The organism is Lapidilactobacillus luobeiensis, assembly GCF_024345205.1.
Classification (GTDB): Bacteria; Bacillota; Bacilli; order Lactobacillales; family Lactobacillaceae; genus Lapidilactobacillus; species Lapidilactobacillus luobeiensis.
Map to the genome: position 1 here is coordinate 47,412 of NZ_BROC01000012.1, position 13,206 is coordinate 60,617.

At 45.5% G+C, this 13,206-nt stretch carries 12 protein-coding genes; 10 read left to right on the plus strand and 2 right to left on the minus strand.

The features are described from left to right. Positions 1-160: 160 nt before the first annotated feature. The 10 genes from OCU21_RS05910 to OCU21_RS05955 all read left to right on the plus strand — a co-directional run bounded on the left by OCU21_RS05910 (position 161) and on the right by OCU21_RS05955 (position 11,995). Positions 161-3,064 (plus strand): AMP-binding protein, encoded by a 2,904-nt coding sequence (locus OCU21_RS05910; protein ID WP_261806539.1) that lies wholly within the window; start codon positions 161-163, stop codon positions 3,062-3,064. A gap of 509 nt (positions 3,065-3,573) precedes the next feature. After that, positions 3,574-4,293, plus strand: coding sequence for a flavodoxin (locus tag OCU21_RS05915; protein ID WP_261806512.1), 720 nt, complete (start codon positions 3,574-3,576; stop codon positions 4,291-4,293). 137 nt (positions 4,294-4,430) lie between these two features. Further along, positions 4,431-5,711, plus strand: a complete 1,281-nt coding sequence (locus tag OCU21_RS05920; protein WP_261806513.1) for a ferric reductase-like transmembrane domain-containing protein — start codon at positions 4,431-4,433, stop codon at positions 5,709-5,711. 42 nt (positions 5,712-5,753) lie between these two features. Then, positions 5,754-6,461 (plus strand): flavodoxin, encoded by a 708-nt coding sequence (locus OCU21_RS05925; RefSeq protein WP_261806514.1) that lies wholly within the window; start codon positions 5,754-5,756, stop codon positions 6,459-6,461. Between the two features lie 231 nt (positions 6,462-6,692). Then, a complete protein-coding gene (locus tag OCU21_RS05930) occupies positions 6,693-7,286 on the plus strand; it encodes a cyclophilin-like fold protein (protein WP_261806515.1) in 594 nt (197 codons plus the stop codon). Positions 7,287-7,382: 96 nt separating this feature from the next. Continuing rightward, a complete protein-coding gene (locus OCU21_RS05935) occupies positions 7,383-8,435 on the plus strand; it encodes an NAD(P)-dependent alcohol dehydrogenase (protein ID WP_261806516.1) in 1,053 nt (350 codons plus the stop codon). Between the two features lie 99 nt (positions 8,436-8,534). Then, positions 8,535-9,497, plus strand: a complete 963-nt coding sequence (locus tag OCU21_RS05940) for an alpha/beta hydrolase family protein (protein WP_261806517.1) — start codon at positions 8,535-8,537, stop codon at positions 9,495-9,497. A gap of 156 nt (positions 9,498-9,653) precedes the next feature. Next, on the plus strand, positions 9,654-10,070 hold the full coding sequence (locus OCU21_RS05945; RefSeq protein ID WP_261806518.1) for a flavodoxin: 417 nt from the start codon (positions 9,654-9,656) through the stop codon (positions 10,068-10,070). 24 nt (positions 10,071-10,094) lie between these two features. Then, complete coding sequence (locus tag OCU21_RS05950) at positions 10,095-10,904, plus strand: flavodoxin family protein (protein WP_261806519.1); 810 nt, start codon at positions 10,095-10,097, stop codon at positions 10,902-10,904. A gap of 239 nt (positions 10,905-11,143) precedes the next feature. Then, the gene (locus OCU21_RS05955; protein WP_261806520.1) at positions 11,144-11,995 is read left to right on the plus strand and encodes an aldo/keto reductase; all 852 of its coding nucleotides are present in this window, start codon (positions 11,144-11,146) and stop codon (positions 11,993-11,995) included. 137 nt (positions 11,996-12,132) lie between these two features. On the opposite strand, the gene OCU21_RS05960 is transcribed toward OCU21_RS05955, so the two are convergent. After that, the gene (locus tag OCU21_RS05960) at positions 12,133-12,453 is read right to left on the minus strand and encodes a hypothetical protein (RefSeq protein ID WP_261806521.1); all 321 of its coding nucleotides are present in this window, start codon (positions 12,451-12,453) and stop codon (positions 12,133-12,135) included. Positions 12,454-12,466: 13 nt separating this feature from the next. Beyond that, positions 12,467-12,862, minus strand: coding sequence for a helix-turn-helix domain-containing protein (locus tag OCU21_RS05965; protein ID WP_261806522.1), 396 nt, complete (start codon positions 12,860-12,862; stop codon positions 12,467-12,469). Between the last annotated feature and the right edge of the window lie 344 nt (positions 12,863-13,206).

A 13,206-nucleotide genomic window follows, 5' to 3' on the forward strand; every position in this document is an offset into this window, starting at 1 on the left:
AAGACAAGTATGGGAATGATGGTCAATGTATTATCAATTACTGCTGAATGGCTCTGGAAGCTGCAGCCAACGCGATAGGGGTACAGAACCACCAAGGGACGGCGAAATTAATATGAGCTTTTCATATTAGTGACTGATTTCTAGGAATATAAAGGTGAAGATGATGAATAAGTTACTAGAAAGATATCAAAGCGTTATTGAAACACGTTCTGACAGAGTTCTGCTGAAAACTTGTATAGGGGAACAGATGACTTATCGCGAGTTTGACCAAAAAGCGCGATCATTAGCAACTTATCTCGAAAAACGATTTGCGGACACTGCGATCGTTCCAATTCTGTCAACCGATAATTTGAATTATTTGTTGACAATGATTGCATGTTGGCTGACAGACAAAATATATCTACCTATCAATAGTAGTATGCCATCAAAAAAAATTGAAGCGACCTTATCATTGATCGAAGTTGATGCGATCCTAACAACTGAAGGGGCACTGCATCTGAAGGGGATCCAGCAAATACCATTGAGATTTGATAAAAACGGTATAGATGAAGCATGCAAAAGCTTTGACAATGATGTTGCCTATATGCTATCTACCTCAGGCACAACTGGAAATCCCAAAATGGTACAAGTAACTTTCGATAATTTATACTGGCTCTTAAAAGAAATGGCGAGCACCATTCATTTTGGAGAAAATGATACTTTTATTATCTCCACACCGCCGCAATTTGATGTGTCATTTCACGAGAGTTTATCCTTCTTATTCGGTGAGGGATCTTTGCAATTCTTAGCGGCTGGACCCCCCACGCATCAATTCAAGCAGTTAAAAGAGATGATAATAAATGGAGAGACTACCCATATTGCGTTGTCACCGACATCATTGAAATCGATTTTCTCCATGACCAAAGAAAGAATTAAGAATTCTAAACTGACAACTATTCTATTAGCAGGTGAAGTTTTACCCGTGAACTTGGCAAACCAAGTTTTGGCATTACTTCCAGATATCAGACTTTTCAATTGCTATGGACCAACAGAAAGTACCATATATGCGACTCAATACTGGATCAACGAACAAATTACAGCGAAAACTGTGCCAATTGGCCAGCCACTAAAAGGTGCCACGATTCAATTCTATCGTGGAGGGAATGTCAATGCTAGCCGTGGGGAAATATTGATTGGTGGTGAAGGTGTCAGTAAGGGATATTATCATAATCGTAGCTTAACTTTAGAAAAATTCATTGTAGTGGATGGGGTCCTTTATTACCGGACCGGTGATTTGGGACATCAGAAAAATGGTTTGATCTTCTACGAAGGTCGCTTAGACAGACAAATAAAGATAAATGGCATTAGGATCGAACTGGAAGAAATCGAACAGGCTATCCAGAAATGTCTGGCTGATTTTACCAATTTTAGTGTATTGAAGATGAACAATCAGCTGGTTTTATTTTCAGATGAAAATCTAGACTTTGCAGAAATTCAGGCTAGACTTAAACTTCTTTTACCGGCATACATGCTTCCAAAGCAGTATGTTCAGGTCAAGGACTTTAAGTTAACGCCAAGTCATAAACTAGATAGCAACTATCTAAAGAATGAATATGAAAAAAGATTCCTGCCAAGAAATAAGCTGAATAGGCAGGAGAATCAAATCAGTGCATTGATCAGGGGAATTTTAAACGAATCATTTTTGGCATCAACGGAAAATCTATTACTATTGCCTCGAATGGATTCTTTGATGCAAATTGAAATAATCGTTGCATTAGAGGAAAAATATCAGATTGATTTGCCGGAAGATTTTATCAAGGAATACCGAAGTATTAACGAAATAACTGATTTTTTACAAAAAAGTCCATTGGTAAGTACTAATAATGAGCTGGATTTTACCGAAACGCAATTAGCAAATGAATATGCGAATCTTAAAGCTATTCGTGACCTGAACACCGCGAGCATCCGTAGAACAACAGCTAGAAAAACCAATTCGTATTATTTACAAAAAGCCTATCTTGTCGATGATTTCAATCAAGTCCTAGAGCTTAAAGTCACGTTGCCCGAATCCATCAACTCGATTACAAAAATAGAGAAAATTATCCAAATACTCGTTGAGAATAACGAATTATTACGTGCGCAATTCAGCGATACGAATGATTTAATAGTTTATGAGGGTTATCAGCATATAGTTCCAGTGGTTTCGTCCAGTCTAATAGGAAGTTTAGACGAAAAAATAAAAAGCGACCTGGAGAAAAGTGTGAAGAATTGCTTGTTATGGGAGGTTTATTTTGCTGAAGATAAAAATGTGCTTCATTTCTTTTTCAATCATTTGATTAGCGATCAAGCATCACTCAATATTATTGAGAAGGATATCTTTAAAATTATTGAGGATAAACCAATCTCCAAGAATTCTTCCTTCACAGAATTTGTCGCATTCATTGATCGAAATAGCTTGATGGCAAGCCCAGCAAAGATTTCTCGGTTAGGGTTTGAAAATGTTGTTCAGGATAATTTCTATTCATTGGCCTATGATTCGAAGTCGAAGTATTTTAAGGTCAAAACACCTTATCAAAGTAACTATGAGAATATTGTTTATGGTAATTTTATTCTCTCAAAGTTAGTCTGCACGTCACAAAAGCAAGAATTTGTGTCGGGATCAACCATTATTGATCTGCGAAAGTTTTCGGATCAAGATTTTTCCGATGTGTTTGGTGATGTCCATACAACGATCCCGTTTGTTTTTAGGAAGACCGATACTGAAAGTCACTTCAACGAGACTTTCAATATTATCTATCGTTCATTTCTAGCCGGTGATAACGTCAATAACACGATCTATCAAACGTATCCATTTATTCCAGAAGAAATGAAAAAGTATGAGTTTTACCTGGATGATAACTTGAAATTTAGTAATAATTTTTTAGGCGCTATCCGTGAGAAAGATGTCGCATCAACGATCGAAGGTTTGGCACAACAACAGTCTACACTTGCGCAATTTTCCAAAACTAAGTTATATGTTACTTTTTTTCGGTGCGGTGAAGAATTGATTTTTATCCCTATTACCCAGCATTTATTAGATTTTTAACGATATATGGAGGTAGCTGGCACGCGGTCGGTTGACCAATCCATTTCGTCCGATCTCAGTCAGAATATTTCAGTCACTTCATATCGGAGCACTGGAATATTCTGACTTTTTAATTTGGCAAATTTGTCAAGGAACAGAGCAGTAAGGTGGCATAACATCGTGAGTTCCGCATCACCGCAGCCAGCCGTGTACTTGCGGCTAACGTAAAGCCAGCGCTGCTGAGGCCCTGCTCCCACTTCAAGATAGTCTACTTATATCATTATGAAACCCTTGGTCATTGTCCAAGTAACAATTAAAGGTCTGTAATTTGAGCTTGCCTTAAAGTCCAGACGAACGTTTATACTAGGGTCGTCAATAAACTGAAAATCTTTTGATGCAAATTGGGTCGAGCTTACTTGGTCAGCTAAGTATAACAATTAGCTATGATTGACCAAAATATATAGGTATTGGACAATTTGGCTGACTGTTATCATAATAGATTTAATAGCAACGCTGGGAGGGCGTATCAAATGAAAAGAAAATGGATCTTGTTTCTAGGAGCGTTAGTGGTTTTGATCGGCTTGTTTACCTTGGATATCAGCAAAAGTCGGCCACGACCGGCGGCTACGCCCGTTATGACCGCAACCAGTGCTAGTCAAGCCGTCACCCGTCATGAAAATTCCGCGACTGACCGAGACAGTTCTAGTCAAAAAGCCGCTAGTCAGCAGTCAACACATAATTCTGGACGTGTTTTGATCATCTACTATTCCCGCTCAGGGACGAATTATCCGGATGTCACGTTGAAACATGGGCATACCTGGCAAATTGCTCGGGAAATCGCTCAGGTTACTGGCGGCACACGCTACCAGATCCAAACCGCGCAGGCCTATCCTAAGAATTATCAGGCGACCGTGGATCAGGCCGAACAGGAACAACAAGATAACGCCCGTCCACGTTTAAAAGGGAAATTACCTGATGTGACGCAATACGAGACGATTTTCTTGGGTTATCCGATTTGGTGGAGTGATCTGCCAATGCCCGTGCGGACCTTAATGGATCAAATCGATCTGAATGATAAAGTGGTCATTCCTTTTTCGACCAATGCCGGTTCTGGCTGGGGCGATTCGTTGGCCACACTCAAAAAGCAATATCCTCAAGCTAAGTTTCAGAAGGGCTTTGAGATCGAGGGGGCGGAGGTTGATCAGGCGCACAAGCAAATCCGGCGCTGGCTGCGCGATTTAGGTTATTAACGGTGCGAGCTGACCTGGTCAGTTTCTGAGCATTAGCCTAGCTAGGATTTTGGAAATGCAGCTTGACTTTGAAAGTCTGGTATAGCTAAGCGAAAGAAGCTAGATCAGCGAACATGTTCCAAAAAGGGAGTGAAAGTATGCTGAAAAAATATCCTCTGGCCTTATATCTAGTTTGGCTTGTTGCTTTACTGCTTTTCCCGGCGCCATTGTTGCTCAGCTTGAATTTGGGCATGGGCGCTGGCGACACGCCGCAACTGGTTTGGATCGATTGCGGCGTGATCGCCTATGCTTGGTGGCTGTTTGAAGTTTTTCTGGCGACGCGGCCAACTTGGCTAGATCGACTGATCGGGTTACCGGCCTTGTACTTTGTCCATGCTTTATTGGGTGTTGGCGCCTTATTGATTGCCTTTGTGCATCGCAATTTTCTCATTTCTATGGGCGCGCAAATCAGATTGACGGGAAAAGTTGCTTGGTATCTGGCGCTCTTCGGCATCATCTATGCCAGCCTGTTCATGTCGGGCTGGTTGGTTGATCGCTTGCCTGTGATAGCTCGAGTCAAGGCCAAGCTGCAATTTTTCTTCAAGCATCGCTTATCGCTGTGGATCCATCGTTTGAATTTGGTGGTGATCCTCTTGATTTGGTTGCACGTTCATTTGATTGGGCGAATCAATCATCAATTGGTTTTTATGTTGCTCTTTGATGGTTATACCGTGCTCATTCTCGGTGCCTATTTGTGGCAAAAGTGGGTGGCACCTACCCAATGCCTGACCGGTCAAGTTCTAGCAACGCAGCGTCTGAATGAACGGACGGTTTTGATCACGTTGGTCTTTCGCGGTGCGCAACATCTGTTTCAAGCCGGGGATTTCTTTTTCTTTACATTTGAGGGAATTTCGCGGGAGGCGCATCCTTTTTCCGTGGTTAATCGGGCCGACGCCGCCGGTCAGCAGATTCAAATTCTCGTGCGTTCCGTCGGCGATGATACCCGCAAATTACAGCAAGTTGCTGTGGGAACGGTTGTTCAAGTGGAAGGTCCCTTTGGTCGCTTCGCTTCGATCGTTGAACAGGATCAGCGGCCGCTTGTCCTGATCGGTCTCGGTAGTGGGCTCGCGCCGCTGTTGAGTTTAGCGCGGACGTATTTAGGGACGCGCTCGATCCAAGTAATCTGGACGGTCAAAGATGATCACGATCGTTATTTTGCGACTGACTTAGCGGCGTTAGCAGACCCACAATTCAGTTATGTTATTCAAAATAGTCGTTTGCGCCCCGAGCAGCTTTCAACAATGATCAGTCCGGAAAAATTAGCGCAGGCACGATTTTTGATCGTGGGACCAGCAAGCGCGGTGCTCTCGATTAGGAAAATGTTGCGCCAGGCCGGGGTACCGCGTCAGCACCTAACGGATGAACGGTTGACCATGTGAGTTGCGACGGCAATAGTTCGTTCAAGAAAGTGAGGAGATTCAATGAAAATCAGTGGTAAAAACAGTATGCTCAAGCGAGTGCTTGCAACCTTGTTAGTGCTTGTGACGGCTACGGTCTTGGTCTCATGTTCGCAAGCGCCGAAAACGAGCCACAAGGGCACAACAACCCATGGCAGTAAAGCGACTAGGGTCAGGAATACGACAACAGCAAAATCTGCGACCGGTAGTAAACAGGTTGACACCAAAACAAATGATTACGGGAAAACATTGTTGGTATATTATTCATTAACCGAGACGACTGCGAAGCTAGCGCAGAAGATTCAACGGGAAAGTGGGAGTGACAGTATCCGACTGCAACCAGAGCATGCCTATCCAACAACGGATAATGATGCGGTCAATGCTTGGGTCAAGCTGCAGCAGCGCGATCAAAGAGCTGATCAATTGACGAATACGCTCCCTGATTTGTCTCAGTACCAGACAATCATTATCGGCTTTCCAATTTGGAGTGGCGACGTGGCCTATCCGCTCCAGTCGTTTCTGATGCAGAATGAGTCGGCGTTAGCCGGTAAGCGACTAGTTCCCTTTAGTACTAGCGCTCAAGCCGATGCGACGGCAGTCAAGCAAACCCGGCAAACGATCCAACAACTGGTACCCGATAGTCAAATAACGACTGGCCTTGATCTAACATCCAGTGTGGCCAGCGCCAATAGAATTGACCGTTGGTTGCAACGGGTTTTGCCAGCACAATGATTCTTAGTAAATAGCTGCTCACAATCAATTAGGAAATGACAGATTCAGAAATGTAACCTTAGGAAAATAATACGAGCAGTTTTGAGCGTTTGTTCGAAAGAAAATTGAAGCGAATAATTAATGAAAAAAATCAAGGACGAGAATTCAAGCAAAATCAAAATACGAAGGTTCAAGCAAAAGCCAAATTGGAAAATGGTATTTTTCTCAAAGTGAGGAAAGAAAGGACGATTTATGAAAACAAGTCAACGACGAATTTTAATGGGAGCAGTACTTTTGTTGGGGTTGAGCTTCGGCCTGACTGCCTGTGATACTGCGTCAAATCAGGGGAGTGCCAGTACTGACAGCCAAAGCGCTGCGACAGGTGACCGCATCAAAACGACCCAAACGGCGAATAAGCGTGTTGCCAAGGACGATGCTCAGATTCAAACGGCCGATAAATCACGGCCAACTCGAGTCATCAAGAATGGCACAAAAATCAAGATGCATTTCGGCGATACGGTGATCACAGGTGTTCTCAATGACAGTAAAACAGCCAAGGCCTTGATTGCGAAATTACCCTATACAATTCACGAAAGCCGCTATGATACCGATTTTTGTGGCACTGTCGATGCGTTACCTTATAACAAAAGTGAAGAGCACTATGGCTGGTTGAATGGTGACATCGACTATGCGACGGATGCGCCCTACTTCACGATTTTGTTCAAGGGTGAAGAAAATTCCGAGCAATATGGCTCTCAAGTCAATATTGGTGTAATCACGACGCCCTTAGCCAAAATCAGTAACTTAGAGGGCAGTTATGATGTGCGGATCGAACTTGATGAGTAATTGGTTGACGAATCGCTCAGCCTACCTAATTAGGCAAGAACGGGTATTATGAGTCTGTGGCATCATCGGTTTAGTATGAAAAGGAGAAATTCAAATATGGCAACAACTAAAGTGAAAGCGTTAGAAGCAACGGGATCGGCCTTCGCTACATTTCATCACACGGTGATCGAGCGGCGGGAATTGTGGGCTGATGATGTGGCGATCGACATTAAATATTGTGGGATCTGTCATTCCGACATTGCGCAAGTCGAAGGAATCGATCAGGTGTTCCATTATCCCATTGTCCCTGGTCATGAAATCACGGGGATCGTCAGCGCCGTTGGTCCTGCGGTCACCAAGTATCAGGTGGGGGATCGCGTTGGGGTTGGCTGTTTTGTCGATTCCTGCGGAAAATGTAAATATTGCCGCGCTGGTCAAGAACAATTTTGCGAAAAGGGATTCGTGTCGGTCTTTAATACGCCGGATTATCAAGGGCAGATCACGCAAGGCGGGTATTCCCAATCGCTGGTCGTCAAGGAACATTTCGTGCTCAGCATTCCTGATAATCTAGACTTAGCGGCGGCCAGTCCGTTGTTGTGTGCCGGGATCACGACTTATAATCCGTTAAAACGTTATGGTGTTGGGCCTGGTTCCAAGGTCGCCGTGATCGGCCTCGGTGGGTTAGGTCATATCGCGGTTCAGTTTGCTCATCAGATGGGTGCGGAAGTGACCGTCCTCGGCCATTCTGCTAGCAAACAAGCTGAGGCCAGTAAGTTTGGTGCCACAGGCTATGAGATTTTACGAGAGGCGGCTGATTTTGATCAACTTAGCAACTCGTATGATTTTATCTTGAATACGGTGGCGGTCTCCCTAGATCTAGACCAATATTTGAAATTATTACGTGTCAATGGGATTTTCTGTTTTGTTGGTCTGACAATGGACGAACAAAAATTCAACCTCTTCAGTCTTTTCAACAAGCAGGGGACTTTGACCGTCTCTAATGTTGGCGGGATCGCGCTGACCCAAGAGATGTTGGATTTCGCTGCGGCACATCAAGTCTTGCCACAAATCGAAATGATCGGGATCGACGATGTCCCGACGGCCTACCAGCGCATCTTGGCCAGTGATGTCCATTATCGCTTCGTCATCGACATGAGTACGTTAAAGTAAGTGGGCGGCTAAGAAACTATGATGATCGCGAGAACGTCTCTACCCGACGTCCAGTCGATCACCGTGGTTTCTTTTTTTACCTCAAGGAGAAAAAAGATCATGAAACAACTCAAAATAATTCTAAGTGGCGCAGTTGTACTGGCGCTTTTGGCGTTGATTCTCTTGTTCGTCAGACGACATAACCAGGCCTTAATTCGTCCGGGTGATTCGGCTAGCACGATCAGGTCGGAGGAAACGTCAGCTTCGGTGGCAGCCAGTGGTTCAGGCGATTCAAACGATTCGGCTGGTTTTACTAGCGGCAAGCAGTCGATCAAGGTGACAACGTTGTGGATCACTGAGGGCCAACAACGCTTGTATGGCCGCTTGTATCAGCCGACTCAAACCGGCAAAAAGCCAGTGGTGTTGCTGTCCCACGGGTTTGGCGGCAACCATACGCAGTTGGCCAGTTATGCCCGCGCGTTCGCCCAAAGAGGTTATCTAGCCTATGCCTTCGACTTCGCGGGCGGTAGTACGGATAGTCGCAGCACTGGGTCAACTATGAAAATGTCGGTTTTCACCGAACAACAGGATCTAGCGGCGGTACTCAAACAATTTAGGCAACGTGCGGATGTTGATCCTCAACGGATCTTCTTGGTTGGCGCTAGTCAAGGTGGGGTGGTCTCCGCCTTGGTCGCGGCGCAATATCCGCAACAGATCAAAGGAATGGCCTTGCTTTACCCAGCTTTTAGCATGGTTGCCAGTGCCAAAAGTCAGTATCGAACCACGGTTGATATTCCGACAAGGACCGAAATGTGGGGCACTCCCGTTGGCAAAGTCTATTTCCAACGGCTACTAAACTTCGATTTGTTAGCACAAATGAAGCGGTACGCTGGTCCTATCTTGATCATGCATGGTGATCAGGATGAGGTGGTGCCGCTGAAATATTCGCGGCAAGCGGCTAAAACCTATCCCCATGCCCAATTAAAAGTGCTTGCGGGCGCTGGTCATGATTTCCCCGGCGCCGCAGAGGGACAGTCGCGGAAAATGATTTTAGCCTTTCTAGAAAAAAATGATCGGCAATAAAAAAATCGTCCACCAAAGGCTTGCCTTATAGTCCAGACGAACGTTTATACTAAGGTCAGCAGTTAACGAAGACGCCAGTTTCTGGCGCTTAGTCATGATATCGGCGCAGAATCGTCGATCACGCGAAATCGTTGATCGTGGGAAAGGATGATAGCAATGGCACAAGCAAAAACATTGATTATTTATTTCTCGCTGTCCGGGAATACGAAACGGGCGGCGGAGCAGTTACAACGGAAACTTGGCGGGGATCTGTATCGGTTAGAGCCGGTGCAACCTTATCCTCAGGATTATCAGGAGATCATTACCGTGGGTGAGGCGGAGAAAGATCATGATCGTCACCCTGCCATCAAACAGGACTGGCCCGATCTCAGTCAATATGATGAGATCGCGGTGGGCTATCCGATTTGGTGGGGTCAGCCGCCGATGGTCATTCACAGCTTGTTTGACCAAGCTGACTTAAAGGGCAAGCTGATCATGCCGTTTGCGACCAGCAGTTCGACGCCATTGAGTTCGACGCTGACAGTGATGCGCCAGCTGACGCGGATGGCGGGTGCCACGCTGACGCTCGACTAGTCTGAGCTTGGGAGGACACTGCTGGTGAAAAGAAGAAGTTTAGTTTTAATAATTGCGGCAATCATTGGGTTGGTTGCGCTGGGAGGGGGCTTGGTCAACGTGGTCAAGCAACATGAAACAGCAACATCACGGCGTGCACAAACGCCGCGTCAGGCCTTAGTAGCGTCAACAAGCAAGAAAACAAAAACCAGTCAAGCGGAAATCGCCGGTCAATCGATCAAGGCGCCCCAACTGGGAAAATCGGCTGCGGCATGGCAGAATGGTGCCGGCACGGTTTCTGATGGTCACGATACGAATCAGGTCAATCAACCGACGCGTCAGCTCACGAAAACGGCCAAAAGTATCATTATCTATTATTCGCGTTCTGGGAGCACAGAGTTGTTGGCGAGTAAGATCGCCCAACAAACCAAAGCGGATATTCTGGAGATCGTCGTCAAAACACCCTATGCGGCCAATTATAGCGCTACGTTGGCCCGGGCCAATTCTGAGCGTGCGGCACAGGATTATCCCACACTGGATTTGGTGATTCCGGATCTAGCGCAATATCGTACCGTTTACTTAGGCTATCCCATTTGGGCGATGACGCTATCGCACCCAATGACGGCCTTCTTGGAAAAAGCGGGTGGTCAACTGGACCAGAAAAAGATTGCGCCGTTTATGACGCAAGGCGGTTATGGTGAAGGAGACAGTGTCCAGCAGATCCGTCAAATTTTGACACGGGTTGGCGGCCAGAACAATCGCTTTACCCGTGCCTTAGTGGTCGACGGAAATAAAGTGGATCAGGCCGATCAACAGGTGGCTCGCTGGATCCAACAGGTTGATCAAACTAATTGATTTACTTTCAGCAAGCAAATTTTCAGCGCCGTGCTATCGCACAGCCAGCAAGACTGGAAGATAGCTTTTTTTATTGGGTAAGTCCGTTTCCTGCGCCAACTATCGAATTATTTTCTGGAGATTCAAAAAAAGACTTGCTATGAAGTTCAGATCAAGGTTTAAACTGAACTTGAAGTTAAGCCAAATGGCAAATCGCCATTAAGCGTAGGATATCAAAGAATGAAATGGAGCGTACAAGGATGCAAACAGTTGAATTGAACAACGGTGTCAAAATGCCGGTCTTAGGTTATGGTGTTTTTCAAATTACGGATCAGCAGGTGGCGGAAGATTCTGTCATTGACGCGCTTGCGAGTGGTTATCGCTTGATCGATACCGCAGCCTCTTATGGCAATGAAGCCGCGGTGGGTCGAGCAATCAAGCGCAGCGGCGTTGCGCGGGAAGATCTTTTTATTACGACCAAGTTATGGGTTTCCGATATGGGTTACGAAGCGACCAAGAAGGCCTTCAATAAGTCGTTGGCGCTGTTGCAACTTGATTATTTGGATCTGTATTTGATCCATCAACCTTATGGTGATGTTTATGGCTCGTGGCGGGCGATGGAAGAGTTGTATCAAGCCGGCAAGATCCGTGCCATTGGCGTTTCCAATTTTACCGCTGATCGGTTGATCGATTTAGCCTTGAATAATCAAATCAAGCCCGCTCTAAATCAAATCGAAATCAATCCTTGGATGCAACAAAAAGATGAGGTTTCGTATTTGCAAGCCCATGATGTCCAACCGGAGGCATGGGCACCGTTTGCTGAAGGTAAGCATGATATTTTCAAAAATGAATTACTTACTGATATTGGTGCCAAGTATGGTAAATCAGTTGGTCAAGTTATTTTACGCTGGCTGACACAGCGGGGGATCGTGGCCGTTTCTAAGTCCTCGCGGAAGGAACGGATGGTCGAGAATATCAATAGCCTAGATTTTGAGCTGACTGCCGCTGAGATGACGCAGATCGCAACGCTGGATAAAAAAGAAAGTCAATTTTTCGATCATCGCGATCCAGCCGCAGTTGAACGTATTCTTGGACTGGTGCGGAATGTCTAGGTCGGCCCGACTGGATCTGGCGAGTTCTCTTTTCGGCATCGACTGCACACTTCGTTAGAAAAATTCCCGTTAAAAAAGGACGAGTGACTTAACCAGTCGCCGCCCTTTTTAACGAGATTTTTCAATCTGCATCGTTTTTAGTTGTCCATGATCAATACTAGAACACTGCAGATCGCTGTGACCAGTAGGACGGCGAAGAGACCGATGCTGGCGATTTTTAGCTGTTCCCGGCGTTGTGGCCGATCCTTGCGGGAATCGAGGGGATGACCGCGACGGAGGGCTAAGTAGGCGAGCAAGCCACTGCCGTTTTGACTGCCGGCGGCGAGGAAAGCCAGCAGTTTGGGGCGCGCCAGTCCACGGGCAGTCGCGTCTAAGGCCACTAACTGGCTGGTTAGATAACCTAAGAGGCAAGCCGCTAAAATCAGGGTTATGAGTAAGATCATCAAGAGCCAATTCATTTTTAAAATCACCTCAGATCAGTTTGATCACCAGATAGAAGGCACCGGCGATGCAACCGACTAGTAGCAGTAACAGCACCACGGTCAACCAGACTATCTGACTAAAGATAATGATCCCACCTGTCCAAATTAGGTTAAGTAGGAGTAAGAGTGCCAGCAATTTTCCGGTTTTGGCGGTATTAGTCGCGCTGACCCACGATCGTACCATTTGTTGATCACCTCGCAGTAGTTCATCTAAGGAGAGATGGTAGAGTTCGGCTAACCGCATGACGCGTTCAACGTCGGGATAGCTGCGAGAGTTCTCCCAGTTAGAAATCGTTTGCCGGCTGACTGCCATCATTTCGGCCAATTGTTCTTGGGACATGCCTGCAGTCATTCGTGCTTGCCGTAGTTGTTCACCAATAATCACCTTTTTCTCCTCCTTAGCTTAGATCTTAGCGGAAATTCTTAACTTTTAGTAGCAAATATATTTGACAACTAGCAAAATTCTGACAAAAAAGGGACAACGACACTTTGGAAAATTGCTTTTTTAGTGAATTTGTGAGGGTGAGCGCGAAATTCAATCATTTGTGGTGTGGCACTGTTTACCTCAGAAATCAAATTCTGGATGTTTCGCGAAGTATTAAAAATGGCAGATCAGTGTCGAATCTGATCTGCCTACGAAGATGATCGGGAAGTGATTCCTAGCCTTAGCGCCTGCGTAAAAATTGAGATCTTCTACGCGCGACTAGCAAGGACATTGCTGAATCTGCC

Coding starts and splice junctions, on each gene's coding strand:
- OCU21_RS05910 (WP_261806539.1), top strand. CDS start 161: ATGATGAATAAGTTACTAGAAAGATATCAAAGCGTTATTGAAACACGT.
- OCU21_RS05915 (WP_261806512.1), top strand. CDS start 3,574: ATGAAAAGAAAATGGATCTTGTTTCTAGGAGCGTTAGTGGTTTTGATC.
- OCU21_RS05920 (WP_261806513.1), top strand. CDS start 4,431: ATGCTGAAAAAATATCCTCTGGCCTTATATCTAGTTTGGCTTGTTGCT.
- OCU21_RS05925 (WP_261806514.1), top strand. CDS start 5,754: ATGAAAATCAGTGGTAAAAACAGTATGCTCAAGCGAGTGCTTGCAACC.
- OCU21_RS05930 (WP_261806515.1), top strand. CDS start 6,693: ATGAAAACAAGTCAACGACGAATTTTAATGGGAGCAGTACTTTTGTTG.
- OCU21_RS05935 (WP_261806516.1), top strand. CDS start 7,383: ATGGCAACAACTAAAGTGAAAGCGTTAGAAGCAACGGGATCGGCCTTC.
- OCU21_RS05940 (WP_261806517.1), top strand. CDS start 8,535: ATGAAACAACTCAAAATAATTCTAAGTGGCGCAGTTGTACTGGCGCTT.
- OCU21_RS05945 (WP_261806518.1), top strand. CDS start 9,654: ATGGCACAAGCAAAAACATTGATTATTTATTTCTCGCTGTCCGGGAAT.
- OCU21_RS05955 (WP_261806520.1), top strand. CDS start 11,144: ATGCAAACAGTTGAATTGAACAACGGTGTCAAAATGCCGGTCTTAGGT.
- OCU21_RS05960 (WP_261806521.1), bottom strand. CDS start 12,453: ATGAATTGGCTCTTGATGATCTTACTCATAACCCTGATTTTAGCGGCT.